Annotated in this window: 17 protein-coding genes; 12 read left to right on the top strand and 5 right to left on the bottom strand. The window is 39.9% G+C overall.

Annotated elements, in window-relative coordinates:
• The first annotated feature begins 21 nt into the window (after window positions 1-21).
• The 4 genes from BM161_RS05600 (at window position 22) to gatB (ending at window position 3,854) form a co-directional block, all read left to right on the top strand.
• Complete coding sequence (locus BM161_RS05600) at window positions 22-927, top strand: RluA family pseudouridine synthase (protein WP_074931022.1); 906 nt, start codon at window positions 22-24, stop codon at window positions 925-927.
• Window positions 928-983: 56 nt separating this feature from the next.
• On the top strand, window positions 984-1,757 hold the full coding sequence (gene pflA, locus BM161_RS05595; protein WP_074931021.1) for a pyruvate formate-lyase-activating protein: 774 nt from the start codon (window positions 984-986) through the stop codon (window positions 1,755-1,757).
• 57 nt (window positions 1,758-1,814) lie between these two features.
• A complete protein-coding gene (locus BM161_RS05590) occupies window positions 1,815-2,219 on the top strand; it encodes a C-GCAxxG-C-C family protein (protein ID WP_074931020.1) in 405 nt (134 codons plus the stop codon).
• 99 nt (window positions 2,220-2,318) lie between these two features.
• The gene (gatB, locus tag BM161_RS05585; RefSeq protein WP_074931019.1) at window positions 2,319-3,854 is read left to right on the top strand and encodes an Asp-tRNA(Asn)/Glu-tRNA(Gln) amidotransferase subunit GatB; all 1,536 of its coding nucleotides are present in this window, start codon (window positions 2,319-2,321) and stop codon (window positions 3,852-3,854) included.
• 77 nt (window positions 3,855-3,931) lie between these two features.
• Here gatB and BM161_RS05580 read toward each other — a convergent pair whose 3' ends face one another.
• Window positions 3,932-6,091, bottom strand: coding sequence for a GGDEF domain-containing protein (locus BM161_RS05580; RefSeq protein ID WP_177206209.1), 2,160 nt, complete (start codon window positions 6,089-6,091; stop codon window positions 3,932-3,934).
• Between the two features lie 436 nt (window positions 6,092-6,527).
• Between BM161_RS05580 and BM161_RS05575 the strand changes: the two genes are divergently transcribed.
• The 4 genes from BM161_RS05575 (at window position 6,528) to BM161_RS05560 (ending at window position 12,460) form a co-directional block, all read left to right on the top strand.
• Window positions 6,528-7,874, top strand: coding sequence for an ABC transporter substrate-binding protein (locus BM161_RS05575; RefSeq protein ID WP_074931017.1), 1,347 nt, complete (start codon window positions 6,528-6,530; stop codon window positions 7,872-7,874).
• 141 nt (window positions 7,875-8,015) lie between these two features.
• Complete coding sequence (locus BM161_RS05570; protein WP_074931016.1) at window positions 8,016-9,017, top strand: carbohydrate ABC transporter permease; 1,002 nt, start codon at window positions 8,016-8,018, stop codon at window positions 9,015-9,017.
• Window positions 9,010-9,852 carry a carbohydrate ABC transporter permease gene (locus BM161_RS05565; RefSeq protein ID WP_074931015.1) on the top strand — a complete coding sequence of 281 codons (843 nt, stop codon included), beginning with the start codon at window positions 9,010-9,012 and terminating at the stop codon, window positions 9,850-9,852. The genes BM161_RS05570 and BM161_RS05565 overlap by 8 nt, the downstream gene beginning before the upstream one ends.
• Before the next feature lie 181 nt (window positions 9,853-10,033).
• Window positions 10,034-12,460: a glycoside hydrolase family 94 protein gene (locus tag BM161_RS05560; protein ID WP_074931014.1), complete on the top strand. Its 2,427-nt coding sequence runs from the start codon at window positions 10,034-10,036 to the stop codon at window positions 12,458-12,460.
• Window positions 12,461-12,462: 2 nt separating this feature from the next.
• Here BM161_RS05560 and BM161_RS05555 read toward each other — a convergent pair whose 3' ends face one another.
• Genes BM161_RS05555 through BM161_RS05540 form a run of 4 tightly spaced genes read right to left on the bottom strand, consistent with a single transcriptional unit; the run spans window position 12,463 to window position 17,225 of the window.
• Window positions 12,463-13,662: a hexokinase family protein gene (locus BM161_RS05555; protein ID WP_074931013.1), complete on the bottom strand. Its 1,200-nt coding sequence runs from the start codon at window positions 13,660-13,662 to the stop codon at window positions 12,463-12,465.
• A 15-nt stretch (window positions 13,663-13,677) separates the two neighbouring features.
• The gene (gene nagB, locus BM161_RS05550; protein WP_074931012.1) at window positions 13,678-14,499 is read right to left on the bottom strand and encodes a glucosamine-6-phosphate deaminase; all 822 of its coding nucleotides are present in this window, start codon (window positions 14,497-14,499) and stop codon (window positions 13,678-13,680) included.
• Window positions 14,477-15,676 carry an N-acetylglucosamine-6-phosphate deacetylase gene (gene nagA / locus BM161_RS05545; protein ID WP_074931011.1) on the bottom strand — a complete coding sequence of 400 codons (1,200 nt, stop codon included), beginning with the start codon at window positions 15,674-15,676 and terminating at the stop codon, window positions 14,477-14,479. Before nagA ends, nagB begins: the two co-directional genes overlap by 23 nt.
• A gap of 16 nt (window positions 15,677-15,692) precedes the next feature.
• Window positions 15,693-17,225: a beta-N-acetylhexosaminidase gene (locus tag BM161_RS05540; RefSeq protein ID WP_074931010.1), complete on the bottom strand. Its 1,533-nt coding sequence runs from the start codon at window positions 17,223-17,225 to the stop codon at window positions 15,693-15,695.
• Between the two features lie 297 nt (window positions 17,226-17,522).
• On the opposite strand from BM161_RS05540, the gene BM161_RS05535 reads away from it, so the two are divergent.
• The 4 genes from BM161_RS05535 to BM161_RS05520 all read left to right on the top strand — a co-directional run bounded on the left by BM161_RS05535 (window position 17,523) and on the right by BM161_RS05520 (window position 22,427).
• On the top strand, window positions 17,523-18,740 hold the full coding sequence (locus BM161_RS05535) for an ROK family transcriptional regulator (protein WP_177206208.1): 1,218 nt from the start codon (window positions 17,523-17,525) through the stop codon (window positions 18,738-18,740).
• Between the two features lie 147 nt (window positions 18,741-18,887).
• Window positions 18,888-20,159: an ABC transporter substrate-binding protein gene (locus BM161_RS05530; protein ID WP_074931008.1), complete on the top strand. Its 1,272-nt coding sequence runs from the start codon at window positions 18,888-18,890 to the stop codon at window positions 20,157-20,159.
• 112 nt (window positions 20,160-20,271) lie between these two features.
• Entirely contained in the window at window positions 20,272-21,219 is a 948-nt protein-coding gene (locus tag BM161_RS05525; RefSeq protein ID WP_074931118.1) for a carbohydrate ABC transporter permease, read from the top strand.
• 2 nt (window positions 21,220-21,221) lie between these two features.
• Window positions 21,222-22,427 carry a carbohydrate ABC transporter permease gene (locus tag BM161_RS05520; RefSeq protein ID WP_074931007.1) on the top strand — a complete coding sequence of 402 codons (1,206 nt, stop codon included), beginning with the start codon at window positions 21,222-21,224 and terminating at the stop codon, window positions 22,425-22,427.
• Window positions 22,428-22,556 lie beyond the last annotated feature (129 nt).

The following is a 22,556-nucleotide window of genomic DNA, read 5'->3' as shown; positions in this document are numbered from 1 at the left end:
AGTGCTACAATGACGCCCACTATGGTAAAGGCATCAACACAATATAAGAGAGAGCACAAGGCAGATTATGGTCGTGAGAAAATTGAACTTTTGTATCACGATCAGTGGATTGCAGTAATAAATAAACCAACAGGTCTTCTTTCTGTTCCGTATCCTGGAAGTAAGGTTCGAACTGCGCAATCTGTTCTTGAAGAACTTCTCCGTAAACAGGGAATTGCAAATGCAAAACACAAGCCGTATGTAGTTCACCGCCTGGACCGCGATACCAGCGGCGTTATGATGTTTGCCCTCACTGAACAGGCTCAGGAAAAAATCATGAATACCTGGCATCAGATGGTAACTGAGCGCCTCTATCATGCTGTTGCAGAAATCAACCGCAATGCAGAGCCTCTTCCAGAGACTGGTCTTATTGATGATCCGCTTGCACAGAATGCCCACAATGTTGGCTTTGTTCCTAAGAAAGGTGATAAGGATCACAAAGGTCATGACTTCAAAACAGTTGCCGCTCGTACTCATTACAAAATGATTTTACAGGGATCAACTCATATTCTTTTTGAACTGTCCCTTGATACAGGAAAGAAAAATCAGATTCGTGCACACCTGGCTTCTCATGGATATCCTCTTGCAGGTGATGAAGAACACCGTGCACACACAGATCCTTTTAATCGTCTTTGCCTTCATGCCCGAACCCTTGAGTTTGATCATCCTTTTACAGGCGAACACATGAAGTTTGAAGTTCCGGAGCCTGAAGAGTGGAGTACTTATGTTCAGAAAGGAGACCAGCATCCAAAAAAGCCGGTATGGGATTTACCACAGAATCATGGCCGCCCTCATCACGAAGAATTAAAACTCGGACAGCGCCGCCTTTCTGCCAAAGATAAAGCCCACATGGACTTCATAAAAAGTGGAAAATCTTTTCGAAAATAGTTATATTATAAATATGGTGGTTGAGCCTGTCGAAACCACCTTTAACAGGAGTACATATGGAAGGCTACATTCACCAGCTTGAAAGTTTCGGCTGTGCAGACGGACCAGGAAGCCGTTTTATTATTTTCTTTTCAGGCTGTCCTCTGCGCTGTCTTTACTGTCATAATCCGGATACATGGAAAATGACAGATGGTAAGCTCTACACAGTAGAAGAGCTTGTAAATGAAGCAATGTCCTGCAAGGAATACTGGGGCAAAAAGGGTGGTGTAACCGTTAGCGGTGGAGAACCTCTATTTCAGATTGATTTTCTGATTGAACTTTTTACTGCCTTCAAAAAACTTGGAGTTAATACTTGTATCGATACTTCTGGTGCTCCTTTCCGTAACGGCGAGGCCGCTGATGCATCAGAAGAAGACAAGGCCTGGTTTGCAAAGTTCCAGAAGCTTATGCAAGTAACTGATATTCTCTTGATGGATATCAAGCATATAAACGAAGAAGAACATATTAAACTTACAGGCAAGAGCGGAAAAAATATTCGCGAGATGTTTGCCTACCTCGATAAAATCAATAAGCCAATCTGGATCCGCCACGTACTCGTTCCTGGCATTACAGATAACGACGAGTTCCTTACACAGACCCGTGACTTTATCCGCACCCTTCACAATGTAGAGCGTGTAGAGATTCTTCCATATCACGGACTTGGTGCAATGAAGTACAAGGATCTTGGAATTGATTACGTTCTTAAAGACCTCGAAAGCCCAACTTTAGAGAGAGTAGCTAACGCAAGAAAGATTCTTGAGTGTGATAAATATACTAAATGGCAAGATTAACAGAAAATACGGTGGTTGAGCCTGTCGAAACTACCGCAGAATACAAAGGAGCCAAATATGTCTAAATATCTTGAAAGAGCACACGAAATCCGCGCAATTGAAACACCACATCACAACTGTGCTCAGTCAGTTCTTATGTCTTTTACACAGAGCCTTAATCTGGATGATGAAACAGCCTATAAAATTGCAACTGCCTTTGGTGGCGGTATGAAAAGCGGCATTACCTGCGGAGTAATTACTGGAGGGCTCATGGTTTTAGGTCTTTTTGATATAGATGCACCTGCAGATACTCAGGCTCTTGTTAAATATTTCCAGAGCCGCCACAGCGACATGCTGAATTGTGCTGACCTCCTCAAAGCCAACGCAGTAGCCGGTGGTACCCGTAAGCCACACTGCGACGCCCTCGTTTATGAGATGGTAGAATACGTAGAGAATATCCTTAAAGAAAGAGGAAAAATCTAATATAGATCCCGACCTTCGTCGGGATGACGGTATATTGTTCTAACTCGTTTTTTTCTATATAATATTTAAATTAATTTAAGCTATTTCTTTGAGGATAATATGATAGATAAGTGGGAAATTGTAATTGGTTGTGAAATCCATACTCAGCTTTTAACTAAAACAAAGGCCTTCTGTGCCTGCGAAAACCGCTACGGCGGAATGCCAGACACCCGCGTGTGCCCTGTATGTCTCGGACTCCCGGGAGCTATGCCACGTATTTCAAAAGGTTATGTTGAGCTTGGAGCAGTTGCCGGACAGGCTTTAAACTGCAATATCGCACGCTTTACAAAATTTGACCGCAAGCATTATTTCTATCCTGACTTGGCAAAGGGCTATCAGATTACACAGTATGATATTCCGCTTTGTACAGACGGTTATGTAGACCTTCCGTTCAGAAGCTATCCAAAAGATGAACAGCCTGGTGGAGCAAAGTGCCGTCCACAGAACTTCAAAGGTGAGGACTGTATCGTAGGAGACGGAAAATACCGCCGCGTACGTGTAGAGCGTATTCACCTTGAGGAAGACGTAGGTAAGTCTCTCCACCTTCAGGGTGCTCACTCATATATTGACTACAACCGTTGTGGAACCCCACTTATCGAAATTGTAACAAAACCTGATATGACTTCTCCAGAAGAAGCCGCTCTCTTTATGCAGACTGTTCAGGAAATCCTCCGCTACGTAAAGGTAACAAACGGTAACCTTGAAGAAGGTAATATGCGTTGCGATGCCAACATCAACCTGAACGTTTGGGAAGACGGAAAACTCTGGCACACACCAATTTCCGAAATCAAGAACCTGAACTCTTTCAAGGCAATCCGCGACGCATGTACTTACGAAGCACAGCGCCAGCTCAAAGAGTTCCAGGAAGATCGTCAGGAATTTAACCCTGGTTTCAAAGTAACAATGGGCTGGGACGAAGAAAAGGGACAGACTGTTGTTCAGCGTACAAAGAACTCTTTCGTAGACTACCGCTTTACAACAGAGCCAGATATCAAACCATTTACTGTAAGCGAAGAACTTATTGCAACTGCTAAAGAAAAGGTTGGTGAGCTTCCAGAAGCTAAACGCCAGCGCTATAAGGCTCAGTATGGTATGACTGATTTCGATGTAGAAACAATTACTTCTACACGCGACCTCGCTCTCTTCTTCGAAGACGCTGCTACAAAATCAAAGAATCCAAAACGTGCAGTAAACCTTATTCTTGCAGAACTCCTTGCAGTTCTCAATGAAAAGAAAATTGCCATTACAGATATTAGCCTGACTCCTGCTCACATTGCAGAACTTGCCGATGCTCTTGAAGATGGAAAGATTACATCAAAGCAGGGTAAGGAAGTATTTGCCGAAATGCTTTCAACAAACAAAATGCCTTCAGCTATCATCAAAGAGAAGGGTATGGAAGTTGTAAGCGATGCCGGCGAAATAGATAAGATTGTTCAGGATGTAATTGCCGCTAACCCTAAGGCTATTGAAGACTGGAAGGGCGGAAAGACCAACGTAGTAGGCTGGCTGATGGGGCAGGTTATGAAGCAGAGCCACGGAAAAGCTAACCCTAAACAGGCAACAGAGTTATTAAATAAACATCTTGCAGCATTGTAAGTTGGTTTCGATACACCGCTAACGCGGCACTCAACCAACGGTGGTTGAGTAGGCCGAAGGCCATATCGAAACCACCATTACGAATGTAATTTTATAAACTGCACGAAGTCCTGCTCGGCTAATGGCTTAGAGTAGAAGTAGCCTTGTGCCTGATCACAATTGATTGAGCGCAGGAAGTCTCTCTGAGCCTGAGTTTCAACTCCCTCAAATACAGTCTGCTTTTCAAGATTCTTACTCAAATCAATCAATATATGAATAAACTTTTCAGACTTCTTATCAATGCGACCTTCTTTATCTGTAGAAGCATTTAAGAACTCACGGTCAAATTTCAAAACATCTACCGGAATCTTAGTAAGCATGTTCAAAGAAGATTCACCGCTTCCAAAATCATCCATGGCAACAGTAAAGCCTTCCTTGTGGAGTTTTTCTGTGATGTCCTGAAGGGTAGTGTTATCCATTACTGAACGTTCAAGAATCTCAATCTGAATAAGACTTGGTGGAATTGAATACTTTGTAAAGATTTCCATAAAATCATGCATAAACTTTTCTGGCTTATTATGATTGCGGGACATGTTTACAGAAATAGGAACAATAGGAAGATTCTTAGCAAGTCTGTTTTGTATGAATTTGAAAACTTCTTCATATACATAATAGTCCAGCTTTGTAATAAATCCGTTCTTTTCAAAAAGCGGAATAAATTTATCTGGAGTCATGAGACCAAGCTTTGGATTGTTCCATCTTACAAGAGCTTCTGCACCAACAATCCTGTCATCAGTTAAAGAGATTTTTGGCTGGTACATTACAAAGAACTCTTTCTGATCAAGAGCCTGCTGCATGTGGCTTTCTATAAATTGTTCTTCGTTTATCTTTTCCAAAAGCTTTGAATTATAAACAGAGAATTGAGTCAAAAGATTATCTTTAATTGTACTCTTTGCAAAAGAAGCCTGACCAATCAGATTCTGAATCTTATTTCCTGTCGGATTATCTCCCGGCATAAGGAATGAAATTCCGAATTTTGGGAAGAATGGAATTTCATAAGATTTTACATCATCTGTAATTTTAGTCAATGAATCTCTGAATACATTCATTGCCTTATGTACAGAAGTAATTTTTAAGAGAATGTAAAAGTGGTCTGCAAAGCCGCGTCCAATAATTCCGTGATAATCTCCAATACATATATTCAAAATCTTAGAGTAGTAAACAATCAGTTTATCAGCTGCCTCTTCTCCATAATTCTGATTAATAAATTTAAAGCCACGGATATCAGCTTCAATAAGCATAAACTTAGCACGCGGATTTCTTACCATCTTATTGGCTTCAACTTCAAAGCGTTGTCGTGTCCAGAGATTTGTAAGAGGATCGTATACAGTAGCAATAAGCTGTTTTTTCTGGAAGAAATCAAGAATCTTAGTTTCTACAATTACAAGTCCAAGAATTGTAAGGAAGGCGAAGATGAAAATCATGATTTCAGATTTTCTTTGAATCTCATAAATCTCATCTATTTCTTCCATCGAAACTTTAAGGGAAATTGTCCAGCCTGATTCTGGAATCTTCGATGTAATAAGATAAATTACGCTGTTATCATCTGCTTTTGATTTATAAGTTCCTGGCGGATTTTTTGCCAGATATATGGTTCCGGTTTCTGTATAACGTGGATCTTCCGGAATATATTGTTTTCCAATAACGTCTGCACGCGGATGAACAAGAAAATATCCTTCTGTGTCTAAGAGCATAAATGATTCACGGTTTCCTACAAGTCCTGTTGTGCGTTTCTGGAAACTGTCCAGAATAACAGCTGCTCCAAGTACACCAGCAATTTTTCCGTCTTTATAACAGGTCTTTTCGATGCAGAATACATATGCATGACGGTTAGGAGGGTAGCATATACCGCTTATGTAATAATTCAAAACTCCATCAAGCCCTTTATGCTTTGCCGGATCCATATGTATATTTGTACCGTCAGAAAGATAAGCTGTTCCATCGGGGGTTAGAAAATAAAAGTCAAGGAAGTCTGGATGTTTTGTTTCGCTGTATTCAACAAGCGTTTTAGAAATAGAATTTATATCATAATCAGGAATAGTCAGAAGGATATCTTTGTAATAAGAATCAAGAAAGTTTCTGTAGGAATTTAACTGGAGGCTTACAACTTTTTCGAAACCATCCATAGTTGTTTTAATAGAATTGAAATAGTCTGACTGAGCTTTTTCAATCATGCTGTTTGTATATAGTCTTGTCATAGAAAGAACTATAAACAGGAAGATCATTGAAACGAGTAGAGAAGATATAATTTTAGCTTTCTCTGGCGAAAGTACCTTTTTTTTCATTAAACATCAATCCGAATTATATTTATTTCTTCCACCCTAATATGATGATAACATATATTTACAGATTGTCAAAAAAATCTCTCATAATTTGTTATTTATATAGAAAAAAGATTAAAGATATAGTTACTTTTCAGGTGAAATTTGGTCATTTTTAACTTTAAGAAAACGTTGTAGTCCAAAAAGAAAACGTTGTCGAAGCAAAAAATTTCATAGTTAAACGTTTAATGTAAATGAAAATATCAGAAAAAAACAAAATTTTTTTTGCAAAAAAAATGGATATGAGTTACAATTAAACAAGTTAGGGGTAATTCCCTAATATAAAAAAAACTTTTTACAAGAGGAAAGGAAAATGAAAAAAATCCTATCAGTATTGTGTGTTCTCACAGTTGCTGCCGCTTTGTTCACAGGATGTTCAAAGAAAGGTTCAGCAAAAGGTCCTGTAACGATCAATCTTTGGTCATTTACTGACGAAATTCCAGGAATGGTTGACAAGTATATCGCTTCTCACCCAGACTGTGGCTTTACAGTAAATACAACAATTATCGCTACAACAGAAGGTGCTTATCAGCCAGCTCTTGACCAGGCTCTTATGAGTGGTGGTGCAGATGCTCCTGATATCTATGCAGCAGAAGCAGCTTTCATCCTTAAGTATTCTCAGGGTGACATGCAGCAGTATGCAATGCCTTATAAAGATCTCGGAATCGATATCGATGCTAAGATCAAGGCTGCAGAAATTGCTCCTTATACTGTAGATATCGGATCTAACACAAGTGGTCAGGTTGACGCTCTTGGTTATCAGACAACTGGTGGATGTTTTATCTATCGTCGTTCTATCGCTAAGAAAGTTTTCGGAACAGATGATCCAAAAACTATCAATGATATCATTGGCGGTGGTTCAGGAAACTGGACAGCATTCAATGCTGCTGCTGCTAAACTCGGAGCTGCTGGTGTAGCTATCGTATCTGGTGATGGTGATATCTGGCATGCTTATGAAAACTCTTCAGACAAGGGTTGGATCGTAGACGGAAAACTCTACATCGATCCAAAACGTGAAGCTTTCATCGATGCTTCTAAAGCTCTTACAGACAATGGCTGGTCTAACCAGACACAGGACTGGACAGACGCTTGGTTCGCTGATATGAAAGACACAGGTGCTAAACCATGTTTCGGATTCTTCGGACCAGCTTGGCTCATCAACTACACACTCGCTCCAAACTGCGGTGGTGAAAAAGTTGGTGAAGGTACATATGGTGACTGGGCAGTTTGTAACTCACCTATCGGATTCTTCTGGGGTGGTACATGGATCCTCGCTAACAAGAGCGTTCCAGCTGCTAAGAAAGACGCTGTAAGAACAATCATCGAATGGATCACACTTGATTCTACAAACGATGGTCTTCTCTACAAGTGGGCTAACGGTACACTCAATGGCGAAGGCGGAACAAAAGATACAGTATCTTCAGGTGTTGTAATGGCTAAGTCTAACGGTGAACTCGCATTCCTCGGTGGACAGAACATGTTCGACTACTTCGTACCAGCTAACAAGTACGCTAACGGTAAGAACCTTACACAGTACGATGAGACAATCAACTCTCTCTGGCGTGAACAGGTTCGTGCATACGCTAACGGACAGAAGAGCCGCGACGCTGCTATCAAAGATTTCAAGCAGAACGTAGCTGATAAGCTTGGTGTTGAGTAATAGACTAACATTCGCTTAATAAATCAGGGCTGTCGAAAGGCAGCCCTGATTTATGCTTTTTTTTTATAGTTTGTAGTTTATCAGTAAAAAAAGTATTTGAATTTCTTAAAAAAAGATTAAATCATTTTGAGGTGTCCGACAATGAAAAAAAAAGGAAAAATTAGTTATGCTAAATATGGCTACATATTTAGTATTCCTTTTGTACTTGCGTACTTAATTTTCAGTTTATATCCAACATTATATACTGCAGTTATCGGTTTTACAGATTTAAGAGGTGTAGGTAAGACTTCATGGAATTTCTTAAAAGGTTCTCACTTCTTTGACAATTATAAAACAATTTTATCATTGCCTACTTTCCATACAGCATTGAAAAATACTGTTAAATTATGGGTATGCAACTTTATCCCACAGATGATTCTGGCACTTTTGCTTTCTGCATGGTTTACTAACCGTCGTGTTAAGGTACCTGGAGAGGGAGCATTTAAAGTACTTTTCTATATGCCAAATATTATTACAGCTGCAACAGTAGCTATTTTGTTTGGTGCTCTTTTTGGTTATCCAATGGGTCCAGTAAACGATCTTCTTACTCGTTTCCATATTATCGAGAAACCTTACTTCTTCCTTCAGAATAAGGCAGTTGCACAGGGTATCGTAATGTTCATTCAGACATGGATGTGGTATGGATACACTATGATCATCATTATTTCTGGTGTTCTTGGTATTAACCCTGAAATTTTTGAGGCTGCTGATATCGATGGTGCAAACGGATGGCAGGTATTCTGGAAGATTACTATTCCAAGTATCCAGACAATCCTTTTGTTCACACTCGTAACAAGCCTTATTGGTGGTTTGAATATGTTCGATATTCCAAACCTCTTCGTTCGTGACAGTGGTCCAGATAACGCTACATTAACAACAAGCGTTCTTATTTATACTATGGCCTTCAAGGGAGGTTATATGTATAACAGAGCTTCTGCACTTTCTATGATCATGTTCCTTATCATTGTTGCTTGTTCTGGTGCTCTCTTCTTTGCTATGAGAGATAAAGAAGAAGTTAGACTTAAGAAGCTTAAGAAGCAGGCAATTAAAGAGCATAAGCAGGCTATGAAGCTTGCTGCTGCACAAGGAGTTAAAAATGAATAACAAGTCAAACGTAGCTATCTATAAAGTACTTATTATGATTGTTTGTATTATACTTTCTATCTTGAGTATAATGCCTTTCATAATCATGTTTGTAAACTCAACACGTTCTACATACGAAATCCAGCAGCATGCGGTTTCATTCATTCCATCTAAGTATCTTTTCAATAACTGGAAGGTTCTTACATCTAAGAGTTTTAATCCTGCAAAAGGTTTCTTGAACTCTCTGCTTGTTTCTTGTGGTATTACAGGTATTACATTGTACTTCTCAACTCTTACAGCTTATGCACTTGTAATGTATGACTGGAAACTTAAGAATGCATTCTTCAGCTTCATCATGGCTATCATGATGATTCCTGCAACAATCACTATCATTGGTTTCTATCAGATGGTATATAAGATTCACATGACTAACAGATTCCTTATGTTGATTCTGCCAGCTATTGCAGCTCCTAGCCTTGTATTCTTTATGCGTCAGTATATGAAGCCTTCTGTTTCTCCATCACTGGTTGAATCAGCTCGTATTGATGGTGCAAAAGAGTTCTTTACATTCAATGTAATCGTTCTTCCAATTATGAAACCAGCTATTGCTACACAGGCAATCTTCAGTTTCGTAACAAGCTGGAACGACTTGTTCAAGCCACTTATTCTTCTTACAAAGCAGGATAAATATACACTTCCAATCATGGTATCTCTCCTTCGTGGTGATATTTACCGTACTGAATATGGTAGCGTATATCTTGGACTTACACTTACAGCACTTCCACTTATCGTTGTGTACTTGTTCCTTTCTAAGTACATCGTAGCTGGTGTTGCTATGGGTTCTGTAAAAGGTTAATTTTTTAATAGAAATTCAACTTAAAAAGCATCTGGCGGAATACAAACCAGATGCTTTTTTTTTAAGTATAGAGAAAATCCTTTATGGACTTGTTTTAAAAGTTGTTATAAAGTTATGAAGAGAGAGAAAACGTTTTCGTAAAATTGCGGAAATGTTTGTGCCTCATAAAAGGAAGGTAAAAATGAAATACGGTTATTTTGATGATGATAACGCAGAATATGTTATCACACGTCCGGACACTCCTACCAGCTGGAGCAATTATCTTGGTTCTACAGTATATGGTGCTGTAATTACAAACAATGCCGGTGGTTATGGTTTTTATAAGTCTGGTGCTCAGGGACGATTTATGCGTCTTCGTTTTAATGCGGTTCCAATGGATCAGCCGGGCCGTTATTTCTATCTTCGTGATCAGGAAGATGGAGACTTCTGGTCTGCTTCATGGCAGCCTGTAGGTAAGCCTCTTGATCAGTATAAGAGTGAGTGCCGCCATGGTACAGCTTATACTACAATTACTTCTGAATATAAGGGAATTAAGAGCGAGACAAAGTATTATGTTCCACTCGGACAGAACTTTGAATACTGGCGTCTTAAGGTTACAAATACATCTGATAAAACCCGTAAAATCCGTGTATTCTCATACTGTGAATTTGCAAACCAGTGGAATACAACTCAGGATCAGGTAAATCTTCAGTACTCTCTGTTCATTGTAAAGGGGGAGAAAGTAGGGGATAATCTTCTCCGTTATTCTATTCAAGATAACCTTTACATCCAGCACCCTGAATATGAAGTAGGTGGAGCTTATATGAGTCAGTGGGTTGCCCTTGTAGGTACTCCAATGACTGGTTTTGATACAAGCCGTGAAGCATTTATTGGTACATACGGTTCTTACGAGCATCCAAAGGCTGTTGTTGATGGTGCTTGTACAAACTCTGAAGCATTTGGTGATAACTCTTGTGGTACTGTTCAGGGGGATCTTGAACTTAAGCCTGGTGAGACTAAAGAAATCATGCTGATGCTTGGTATTGACGATGCTCTTGCAGTTGGACAGAAAATTGTAAATGAATTCGGTACATTCAAACGTGCTGATGAAGAGTTTGAAAAGCTTGTTGCTAACTGGCATGCAAAGCTTGGTTCATACAAGGCTATTACTCCAGATGAAGATATTAACCATACAGTAAATGTTTGGGGACTTTATAACTGTCTTATCACTTTTGCGTGGTCTCGTGCAGCTTCACTCGTATACAACGGAGAACGCGATGGTCTTGGATACCGCGACTCTGTACAGGATATTCTTGGTGTTTCTGCTGCAATCCCTCAGGAAGCAGAAGAACGCTTGGTTCGCATGATTTCCGGCCAGTGCCAGAATGGTGGTGCTGTTCCTGTAATTTCTAAGGACTTCAACGCTGGTCATGAAAAGGCTCCAAAGCCAGAAGAGTTCCGTTCAGATGACTGTGAATGGTTCTTCAATGCAGTTCCTTGCTATGTAGCAGAATCTGGAAACTTTGATTTCTATAACAAGGTAGTTCCTTACGCTGATGGCGGAGAAGCTACTGTATACGGACACCTTAAGCGTGCCCTCGAATTCAATCTTGAGAGAATGGGTGCTGATGGTCTTCCTTGCGGACTTCTTGCAGACTGGAATGACTGTCTTAAGCTCGGCTATCATGGTGAATCTTTGTTCGTAGCATTCCAGTTGCGCCTTGGGCTTACAACTTATGCTGATATTTCTGAGCGCCTCGGAAAGAAGGACGAAGCAGCCTGGGCTTTGAAAGAGCGCGATACTCTTGATGCTAACATTCAGAAGAAGTGCTGGGACGGTAAGTGGTTTATCTGGGCTGTAGGCGAGGATGGAACTGTTTACGGAACTCATACAATCGAAGAAGGACAGATTTATTTTAATACTCAGGTTTGGGCTGTTATGTCTTCTGCTGCAACTGCAGAACAGGCTCGCATCTGTATGGAATCTGTAAAAGAAAAACTTGCTACACCTTATGGTCTTATGCTCTGTGCGCCTCCATTTGTAAAGACAAGAAGCGACATCATGTCTTCTGTAGTATTCCTTCCTGGTATTAAGGAAAATGCTGGTATCTTCAACCATACTCAGGGGTGGGGTGTAATTGCAGAAACTATGCTTGGAAACGGTGACCGTGCTTACGAGTACTGTAAAGCATCTATCCCGGCTGCATATAACGACAAGGCAGAAATCCGCCAGAGTGAACCATATGTAGTAGGACAGACAACTTACTCTACATTCTCTAAGAGACCTGGTAATACACGTACATCATGGCTTTCTGGAGCCGGTACATGGTCTTACTATGCAATTACTCAGTACATGCTTGGTATTAAGCCACAGTATGATGGTCTTTTGATTGATCCGTGTATCAAGCACGACTGGGATGGCTACACAGTAGAACGCCGCTGGCGTGGTATGAATCTTCATATTGAAGTAAAGAACCCACAGCACGTTTGCAAAGGTATTGAGTACCTTGAAGTAGACGGAAAACGCCTTGATGCTGCAGTAATCCCAGTTGGAGCCCTGAAAGACGGTTCTAAGATTGTAGCTTACATGGGTAAGGATGCTAAATCATTCCCAATTGAGCGTGTATAAGTCTAATCGATAAACGCGGCGGCAAAGCTTCCTTTTGTGATGTCGTCGTCTATCTGAATAATTTCGAAAGGCTGCTGGAGCAGGGCTTTTAGTTCGGCTTCGGTGGTCTCTTTTAGAAGGGGAGTTTTCCAGAATGTGCTGCCGTTACAGGTAATACAAATAGGAAGCTCTCCTTTTTCTTTGTCTGAACAGAGGGCTGCGGCGTAAATTGTGGCAGCAGAAAGTTTTGCCGAACGGGTAATAATTGCATAAAAGAGCTCTTTTAATTTCAATTCGTCCGGTGAAAGTTCTTCCTCTTCTTTTGCGAAATATTTATCAAAATCTTTTGTTTCAAAATGCTCAGGGGCGGTAAACTCAGAAGAGAAAAATCCTTCTTTTGCTGCGGCTTTTACCATCTCTGTGGCAATGTCTCCAAGATAGGCTCCTGAACACATTTTTTCCAGAAGAGACTGATTCGGCTGTGCAGTGTTGGCGCAGACAATCTTATCAAAATCACTTTGTGGAAGATGTGTGAACATTCCGCATTCTGTTACGATAATGCGTTTGTCTGCGATGTAGGCACTGTTCATTCCTGTTCCAAGAATGAACGCAATATGAGCACCCCATTTTTTGTCTGCAGGACCAACAAAGCTTGAAAGCAGAAGGGCAGTAGTATCATTGAGAACGTTTATTCTCTTGATTTTAGTCCAGCCCTGCATTTTGAGTTCTGCCATCAGTTCTTTTCCAAGATAAGTTCCTACGGCCTCTGCGGCTTTTACTTCTTTTGAGAAGCGGATAATTTTTCCGTCTCCGTCTTCTGTAATGGCCATTGCATAGCTGAAGCAGAAACTGATTTTATCTGAGCGGTCTTTTAGACGGGAAATGTTCTGTGCAATAGCGCAGTAGAATTCATTTTTAGATAATTCTCTGTCTATTGCAGGCATTGAAGTTTTCTGGAAATCAGATATTTCAATGCCGTCTTTAGTTTTTGTGACGAGGCTTGAGCGGAAGTTTGTTCCTCCGGCATCAATTACAATTACAGCTTCTCCTTCATTAATTGAACGAACTGCTGCACTTCCAGCCTTAATCATAGCCTGATCTGCGCCGCCGCTGGTAAGACCTTTATTCATATCATCAATGATTTTCTGATGAAGATTGTCTGCAATTTCTACAGAAAAATTATGATTTTTGAGAAAGTTCTGAGCCTCGTCTTTGATATTCATATATAACTCCGCTAATTATTTGTCAGAAAAAAGTGCTTCGTATGAATCTGTGATCTTTGCTTCAATACCGCTGAAGTATTTAACAGTTCCTACGCGAAGCTTGTCTGTACATGCATCATCTGCAATTAAGATTGCGCTTCTGTGCATCTGAAGAATTGTAACAGGCCACATCTGAGAAACAGATTCTTCTACGGCATGCTGAAGTGCGTCTGCCTTTGAAAGTCCTGTCATCATAATCAAAACTTCTTTTGCATCTGTAATTGTTCCAATTCCTACAGTGAGTGCAGTCTTTGGAACTTTATTGCAGTCGCCGTCAAAGAAGCGTGCATTAGCTACAATTGTATCTTCTGTGAGAGTTTTAATTCTTGTTCTTGAAGTGAGGGATGAGCCCGGTTCATTAAAGGCAATGTGACCGTCGTTTCCACAGCCTCCAAGGAAGAGGTCGATTCCGCCTGCGGCCTTAATCATATCTTCATAATGCTGGCATTCTTTCTGTGGATCTGGAGCTGTTCCATCAAGAATATGAACATTCTCTTTCTTGATGTCGATTTTGCTGAAGAAATTATGCCACATAAAGTAATGATAGCTCTGTGGATTTGTTTCATCGAGACCTGAATACTCGTCCATGTTGAAGGTGATTACATTCTCGAAAGAAATCAGCTTTTTCTGGTAGAGCTCAATTAAACGTGCATAAACACCAAGAGGAGTACTTCCAGTTGGCAGACCGAGAACAAAAGGTTTTTCTTTTGTTGGTGCGGCAGCTTTAATTTTTCCTGCAATATAATCTGCAGTCCACTTAGCGCATTCGTTGTAATTATTTTTTATTATCAGTCTCATTGTTGTCCTCCAGTTTATTTTTGACAATTTTGCCTTCAATCATAACCAGCTTAATGCTGAACAGTTTATCCATTACCAGAATATCGCTGTCGTAGGTTGGAGAAAGAATTCCCTTGTGTGTGTATTTCATTATGCGGGCAGGGTTTACACATGCAAACTTTATTGCATCTGTAAGAGGGTATCCGAACTGTACGATATTCTTAATGGCCTTTTTCATTGTAAGAGATGAACCTGCAATTACGTCATCTGCCTTACGGTGGAAACAGCCGTCTTTGAAAACTACTTCTTCGCCATTTGCAAAAAGATGTTCACCTTTCTGTTCTGTTGGCGTAAGAGCATCAGTAACAAGAACAATCTGTGCGCGGTTTTTATCGCGGCCAAGCAGTTTGAAAAGATCTGGGTGTACATGAACACCGTCTGCAATGATCTCACATGACATTTCCGGATGAATAAGAATTGCGCCTACAGCTCCAGGGTTTCTGTGATGAAGCTGGCTCATGGCATTAAAGAAATGTGTAGAGTGAAGAATACCAACCTGAATGCCTTCAACTATGTTTTCGTATTCAGCATTAGTATGTCCTGCCTGCAGAATAATTCCTTTTTCGATACAGTGAAGGGCAAGCTCGCGCATTCCTTTTAACTCAGGCGCTACTGTCATGTTTACAATATGGCCTTCTGCTGCTTCCCAAAGCTCATCCATAAGAGCGCAGTCTGGAAGTTTTACAGTTTCTGGTCTTTGTACTCCAAGTTTATGTGGGGAAATAAAAGGTCCTTCCAGATGAACTCCCATGATTTTTGCACCTTCTTCGTGACCCATGGCAGCTACAATTGCTCTTAGTTTTGCCTTCATGTCTTCTGTATCAGAAGGGTACATTGTAGGATTAAAAGCTGTAACACCATACTGGGCAAGGTCTTTAGACATCTGAAGTATGCCTTCGGTAGTACAGGTATCTGTACCGTGTCCCTTGAAACCATGGATATGAGTATCAATTAAGCCTGGAATTATGTAGTTTCCTTTTGCATCAATTAAACGAACTTCTGGTCCAAAGTTCATTTTTAAGAAACGTTCTTCGCTGAAAGTGTCCTTAATCTTAGAATCTTCTACCAGAACTGCTGAGCGCTGTTGGTTGCTTGTGAGTCCTGAAAGAACGATTCCGTTATGAATACAGATAGTCATAATTTCATTACACCTCCTATTCTAGTTCTCCTTCATAAAAGCGGTAATCCAGCTGATGCAATAATTTTTTATGATATTCTATTCTTACTTTGAAATCTTCAAAATCTTTTTCTTCTTCCGGAAGCCAGAGTGTTTCTGAGGCAGCACAGAATCTTGGGAAAAGAAGATATTCTGCATTGCGTGAGTGTGGAAGCTTTTCTGTCCACAGGGCACATTCACCACCAAGAATCAGATTTTTCTGATCCGGATTCTCGAGCTTGAGTTCTTTTCCTGCAGGAGAGAAGGTGTAAAGCTTTTTAGTTGTTGTTACGCCAAGTCTTCCTGGTTCTTCAAAAGAATCTTTATTCTTGAAATTGAGATAGAAGCGTTCACATGGCGACATAATAACTTTGTGATTCATAGAAGCAGCTTTGATTCCGCCTTCTATACCACGCCAGCTCTGCACAATTACATTTGCCGGAAGAGCATTGTGTTTGTTGTTTTCAAGAACTTCATCCCAGCCGATTGGAGTTTTTCCGAGAGCTGCTACCATAGAAGCTATTTTTGTTGTTCCCCATGCCTGAAGTTCTGCTGTTGAATCCAGACCTTCTTTTTTCATACGCTCAAGACACTTTGGGCATACATCCCATCTTTCGTGAGGACATTCGTCTCCACCAATATGGATATAATCAGAAGGGAAGAGCTTTGTAATCTTTTCAAGCGCTGCCTGGTAAATATCAAAAATCTTATCGTTTCCAAGACAAAGTACATCCGGGAAGATACCCCAGCGGTTTTCTACGTGGTATGGACCGCCTGTACAACCAAACTCAGGATATGCTGCAAGAAGGGCAGAGGAGTGGCCAGGGAATTCTACTTCAGGAATAATGTTGATGCAGCGTTCTTTTGCATAACGTACAATATCTTTGATTTCTTCATCTGTATACCAGCGGCGGCTTTCTTTTCCTTCATCATAAAAACCGTCGATAGCTTCTGGCAAAGTGTTGTCCTGCCTCTTAGAACCAACTTCTGTAAGGAGCGGATATTCTGGTACTTCAAATCTCCAGCCCTGATCATCTGTAAGGTGCCAGTGAAGAATGTTGAGCTTGTGAAGTGCACAGGCATCAAGCATTTTCTTTATAAAGGTTGTGCTATAGAAAGAACGGCATGTATCAAGAAGGAAGCCTCTCCAGCTGTGAACAGGTTTATCAGAAATTGATACCTGAGGAAGTTCTCCGTCCGCGCCACTAATAATCTGACCAGCGCTAATACATCCGTAGAACGCGCCGTTTATTCCCTCTGCCTTAATACGAATTCCTTCTTCAGTTATATTGAGAGAATAAGCTTCGTTATTTTCGTCGTTATCTTTTATACGGATATCAACAAAAACTGGAAGACCTTTTTCTGAAGTATCAATTCCAGTAATTTTGAAAGCGGTCTTTAATGTATTGTGAATGTCGTTTCTGGTTTCTCCGTTGATGCAGATAGAAACAGACTTCTTTGAGATGCCTATTGTTTTATCACCGTACTCAATTGAAAGCGGTCTTGGTATAATAGTAATTGTTCTGTTCATGGTTCTAATTATAAATCAACTTTTTCAGTAAGTACAGAGAAAAAACAAACTAAGTGCAAAATTTTCGGCAAATTCGGCAAAATTCCCTAAAATTTATGCAAAATTTTGAAAAATTTATTTGCTAATTTTTATAATATGGGTTTATACTCTGAGTAAGTACAAAGAGTGTGCATACAAACAGATGTTTGATGTGTAAAAAGTACTTGATAAAAGTTTTCGGCGGATGCTGTATTGGGGGTTAAAAAGTAAACCATGCACGTTAATAATACCTTTCAGCGTAATTCTAATCTTTCCCGAGTGTTTGAAACGGTTTGGAAAAATCCGAATTTCAGCAGAATTGATATTGCCCGAAAGCTTGAACTGTACCGTTCAACAGTTTCAAACATTATCGGTACACTGGTTGAGTCTGGTCTTATAACAGAAGGTGATCGTGGAGTTCCAACAGAGAAGGGCGGACGCAAACCTGTTTTCCTTTCAATCAATCCGGATTTTGGCTGTGTAATTGGAATTGAGATTCAGCTTGATTTTTATCATGTTGCAGTTGTGGCTTTTGATGGTAAAACTGTATATGAAAATTTTGGAAGAACACCTGTAAATCCTGTTTTGATTGATAAACCTGAAGAACTTTTTGTTTACATGGTAGATTCAATCATCCAAAGTATTATTCAGGATGTAAATATTAATCCTTTGCGCCCTCTTGCAATCAGCATTGGAATTCCAGGCATTATCGATATTGATAGTGGTGTTATTAAACATTCGGCCCCTTTCAGACTTAATGATTTTGCTTATGCTTCTGTACTTGGAAACCGTTACGGAATCCCGCTTTTCATGGAAAATGATGCTCGCTGCTGTTCATGGCTTCAGCTTGCATTAAATAAATATACAGATAAAAGAGATTTCCTTTGTGTGCTTGCAAGAAATTATGCGGGAAATCCTGTTTTGACTTATCCTGAAAGCACAGGAAAAGGTATTGGTGTTGGTCTTTCTATTACGATGAATGGCCGCATTGTGAACGGAAGAAATTATGCCGTAGGTGAATATATTTCGCGTTCCTGGAAATCATACCAGAAGGGACAGACAGGCCTTCCTGAAGCAGTTCTTAAAACAATTGATACTGTTGATGATTCTTACGCAGAGTGGGTTAAGGATCTTTTTGGAACTCTTACAATGATGGTTCCGCTTCTTGAACCAGAAACCATTTATATTCACGGCCAGCCAAGATACCGACGTGACCTGATGGTTGAAATTATTGAAGACCGTGTACCGCAGTTCAATGCTGTTTTGAAGAACTGCGGAGCTGAGCTTTGCGTTATGGAAGATGATGCTTTTGGCATTTCCAAGGGCGCAGCGCTCATGTGCATTCAGAAATTATGCGAAGTTCAGATGCTGGAAAATAAGGCTTCATATTCAGTATTAAAGTGGGATGAGCTTTTTGATTTACATAAACGAAGTATTGAAAAGAGTCTGTTAGCTGTTAAAAATGGAGAAAATATAGAAATTTGTGAAAAAAAATGAAGAGGAAAACGATTTACGAAAAGGTTTTCGTTGACAAATTAAAATTTTGTTTTATTATTGTTAATAGACAGAGGGAAGTTTGTCCTTTTGGGGTACTAACCTTTGTTTAATATAACTTTCATTACAAAAAAAATAGGAGGCTTTTGTATGAAAAAATTGTTGGCAGTAGCGAGCATTCTCGTAATCGCTACTTCATTGTTTGCTGCACCAAAGGCAAAGAAAGTAAAGCAGGTTACCTTGAATATCATGGGTTATGGTGACAACTCTAACGCAGAAGGACAGACATTCAAGAGAATCTGTGAAGAATTCATGGATGCAAATCCTGATGTAAAGGTTAACTATGAATTGCTTTATGATGAAGCATATCATCAGAAGGCTGTTTCTCGTCTTGCTGCTGGCGATGTTCCTGATATCGCTTACATGGGTGCTGATGCTCGTTGGGGTGCTGAATGGCAGGAAGCTGGACAGCAGATTAACAACGTTCCTTACTATCCAGAAAACATTGATGCTTCTTTGGTGCCAGACTTCTTCGGAACAGGTGTAAAACCATATCTTCCACTTGGTGGATCTAACTACTGTACTGTAGTTGCTGTCAACATGGATCTTCTTAACAAGATCGGTGGAAAAATCCCAGAAACATACGAAGACATGAAAGCTCTTGCTAAGACATGTAAGGCTAACGGAATCCAGCTTATGTCAACACACGGTGCTGATGGTTGGGTATGGGGTTCTTGTGTAATGTCTGGTATTATCCCAAGAACAACTGGCGATCTTAAGTGGATCGAAAAAGCTGTAAACAAGCAGGTTAAATTCACAGATCAGGGATTCGTAGATGCACTTTCAGTTCTTTCTACATGGGTAAAGGACGGTGTTCTTGATCCTAACTCTGTTCTTACAGATAACGGAACTGGTATGTCTAACTTCGTAAACGGCAAGTATCTTATGTACATTGACGGACAGTGGGCATTCGGTGAACAGAATCTCGGAAAACTTTCTAAGTCTGTAAAACTCATTTCTATCCCACAGGTTCCAGGTGAAAAAGCTTGTGCTGGTTCATTGGCTGGTGCTTGGCAGGTTGGATATGGTATCACAAAGAAGGGTACAAAGGACAAGAAGGTTCTTGACGCTGCTAAGAGATGGATGGCTTACTTCTACAGCTATGAAGAAACTGTACAGAGACTCCAGGACGGTGGTATTTCTGCTCCAATCATTAAGAACTTCAAGCTCCCAGCTGGAATGGATCCATGTATCGCTGAAAAAGCAACACTCGGTGCATATCCTTCATGCTATGTAATCGACTCTTATCTTACTGGTGTAGCTAATGATACTTTGAACGCTGGTATGCAGGATATCGTATCTGGAAAGATCACTCCAGCTGCTCTTGCTGCTAATGTTCAGAAAGCATTTGATGCACAGTAATGATTAAACCGCATAATTAGAAATAATTATTGCCGGTTCTTTGTAAAGGGGTATTTTTATGATGATTTATAGAAATACCCCTTTTATTTTATCAATTAGTAAGGAAAAAATCGTGAGAAAGACAGATAAAAGAGATTTAGCCACTTATATAAGCTTTATTGCTCCCGGTTTAATAATATATCTTCTTATTATTGCTTATCCAATTTGTTATTCTTTATTTTTAAGTTTTACAAATTACAATCCAAACTCAGATGAACCTGCAAAATTTGTAGGTTTAGCAAACTACATAAAAGTAATGACTATGAACAGAGGACTTGTAGATGCTTCTAACAATGTTCCTGAATTCTGGCATGCTTTTAAAAACAACATGATTGTTGTTGTTGTTTCGGTTTTTGGTCAGATTCCTATTGGATTTATTCTTGCCTTCATTCTGTACAGAAAACAGGTTAAAGGTGCAACCTTCTTCCAGTCAATGGTATTCCTTCCACAGTTCCTCTCTACAATCGTAATTGGTATCATGTGGCGAATGTTGTTTATGGTTGATGGTCCGGTTTCAAGAATCATTCAGTCTGTTACTAAAGATCCTAACGCACAATTTAGTATGATGATGGATCCTAATAAATGTATGATTCCGATTGCCATAGCGCTTATCTGGATGTATACAGGTTTCTATATGATTATCTTCCTGGCAAACCTTCAGAAAATTAATGACAGTATGTTTGAGGCTGCAAAAATAGACGGTGCTTCAGAGGTTCAGATCTTCTTTAAGATTACAATTCCTCTTCTTGCTTCTTCTATTCTTACATCTTGTATTCTTGCAATTGCTGGTTCGTTAAAAGGCTTCGGATTAATCTTTGCCCTGGCTTCAGAAGGTAAACAGAGAATTAACGCAGAAGTACTGCCTATTTACATGTACCGAATTGCGTTTAATAATGCAAAAGATCCTCTGAGATTTGCATATGGTGCTGCTATTGCGAACATGATTGTATTAATCAGTATTATTATAATTTTGTTCAGCAAGTGGGTTGGTAAAAAACTTGGTACTGATGAGGATTATTAATTATGGCAAAAACAGAAAAAGGCGAAGTTCCTAAAACATCATTTTTTTCCAGATACGGGGCAAAACCTCTATCGTATTTCATATTTATTCTCTGGACAATAATTACTGTAGCTCCACTGTTTTGGATGGCATATTCTTCATTCAAGACAAACGAAGAGCTTACTAAAGATATTTATTCCATGCCTTATGAGCTTTTCCACGTAAGAGACGGATATCTGGATGTAGTAGAACCACAGACAAATATTGTTTATCCAAAGGGAATGCTTGAAAAGCTTGGTATTGTTAGTAAATCAGGTAGAGGAGATACTAAAAACTATACTGAAATCAACAAGAAGATTATGATCCTTGAGTCTCCAAATATTGGTGCTCATAAAAGAATTAAGGTTCATTTTATTCTTCGTGATTCTCTTCCAGCAGACTTGAAGACTTCTGATGGTCGTGTCATTCGTGATATTCAGCCGGGAGAAGGTGTTCAGGTAAAGGTTTCTGATTTCCCTGCACTGATTCAGGCTAAAATCAACTGGCAGACTATCTGGTGGAACTATACTTCTGCATGGAGCCGCGGTGAACTTGGAATGAAGTTTGTAAACAGTATTATTTATACTCTTATCTCAACCTTCCTTGTTGTACTGCTTGGTCTTATGCTTGGATACGGAACTACAAAGTTTAAGTATAAGAAAGTATCAGCTATTATTGCTGCTGCAATTGGACTTGGATATCTTCTTGACGTAAACCAGCTTTTGGTTCCATTGTTCCTTATGCTTACAAAAATGCACCTTACTAATACTCATGTTGGTATTATTCTGGTTTATGTAGCATTCGGTCTTCCAATGTCAGTAATGCTTTCTTCTACATACATTCGTGGCTTGCCATATTCACTTGTAGAATCTGCATATATTGATGGTGCAACTCCATTCAAGACATTCATTGCAATCATTGTTCCTATGACAGTTCCTGTTATTGTAACAATCAGTATCATGACTGCACTTGGTATCTGGAATGAGTTCCTTCTTGTACTGGTAATGGCTTCTGCTGAAGCAACTAAATCATTGCCTGTTGGAATCTTCTCATTCTCTAGCCGTACTGGTATTCAGCTTGGCTGGCAGATTGCAGCTCTTATTATTGCAACTGTTCCGGTTCTTATCGTTTACTTCTCTTCACAGAAGAAACTCGCTGAAGGTGTTGCCGGCGGCGCTATTAAGGAATAGGCTACAATCGAAAATCCGTTAAAAACTGGGCTGCGACAGCGGGCCAGTTTAGGATTATCGAAAAAATGCCTCAGAGGCAGGCTATGCCTGCCGACTTTTACAAAAAAAAAAACTGCTCTAATTGAGCAG

Origin of the sequence: Treponema bryantii (genome assembly GCF_900113965.1) — a bacterium.
In the GTDB taxonomy this organism is placed as follows: Bacteria; Spirochaetota; Spirochaetia; order Treponematales; family Treponemataceae; genus Treponema_D; species Treponema_D bryantii_A.
The sequence above is the reverse complement of the archived record's forward strand: the minus strand, read 5'-3'. Positions and strand labels throughout refer to the sequence as shown.

Coding starts and splice junctions, on each gene's coding strand:
- BM161_RS05600 (WP_074931022.1), top strand. CDS start 22: ATGGTAAAGGCATCAACACAATATAAGAGAGAGCACAAGGCAGATTAT.
- BM161_RS05570 (WP_074931016.1), top strand. CDS start 8,016: ATGAAAAAAAAAGGAAAAATTAGTTATGCTAAATATGGCTACATATTT.
- nagA (WP_074931011.1), bottom strand. CDS start 15,676: ATGACTATCTGTATTCATAACGGAATCGTTCTTTCAGGACTCACAAGC.
- BM161_RS05575 (WP_074931017.1), top strand. CDS start 6,528: ATGAAAAAAATCCTATCAGTATTGTGTGTTCTCACAGTTGCTGCCGCT.
- BM161_RS05520 (WP_074931007.1), top strand. CDS start 21,222: ATGGCAAAAACAGAAAAAGGCGAAGTTCCTAAAACATCATTTTTTTCC.
- BM161_RS05590 (WP_074931020.1), top strand. CDS start 1,815: ATGTCTAAATATCTTGAAAGAGCACACGAAATCCGCGCAATTGAAACA.
- BM161_RS05580 (WP_177206209.1), bottom strand. CDS start 6,091: ATGACAAGACTATATACAAACAGCATGATTGAAAAAGCTCAGTCAGAC.
- BM161_RS05560 (WP_074931014.1), top strand. CDS start 10,034: ATGAAATACGGTTATTTTGATGATGATAACGCAGAATATGTTATCACA.
- BM161_RS05540 (WP_074931010.1), bottom strand. CDS start 17,225: ATGAACAGAACAATTACTATTATACCAAGACCGCTTTCAATTGAGTAC.
- BM161_RS05530 (WP_074931008.1), top strand. CDS start 18,888: ATGAAAAAATTGTTGGCAGTAGCGAGCATTCTCGTAATCGCTACTTCA.
- gatB (WP_074931019.1), top strand. CDS start 2,319: ATGATAGATAAGTGGGAAATTGTAATTGGTTGTGAAATCCATACTCAG.
- BM161_RS05555 (WP_074931013.1), bottom strand. CDS start 13,662: ATGAATATCAAAGACGAGGCTCAGAACTTTCTCAAAAATCATAATTTT.
- BM161_RS05565 (WP_074931015.1), top strand. CDS start 9,010: ATGAATAACAAGTCAAACGTAGCTATCTATAAAGTACTTATTATGATT.
- nagB (WP_074931012.1), bottom strand. CDS start 14,499: ATGAGACTGATAATAAAAAATAATTACAACGAATGCGCTAAGTGGACT.
- pflA (WP_074931021.1), top strand. CDS start 984: ATGGAAGGCTACATTCACCAGCTTGAAAGTTTCGGCTGTGCAGACGGA.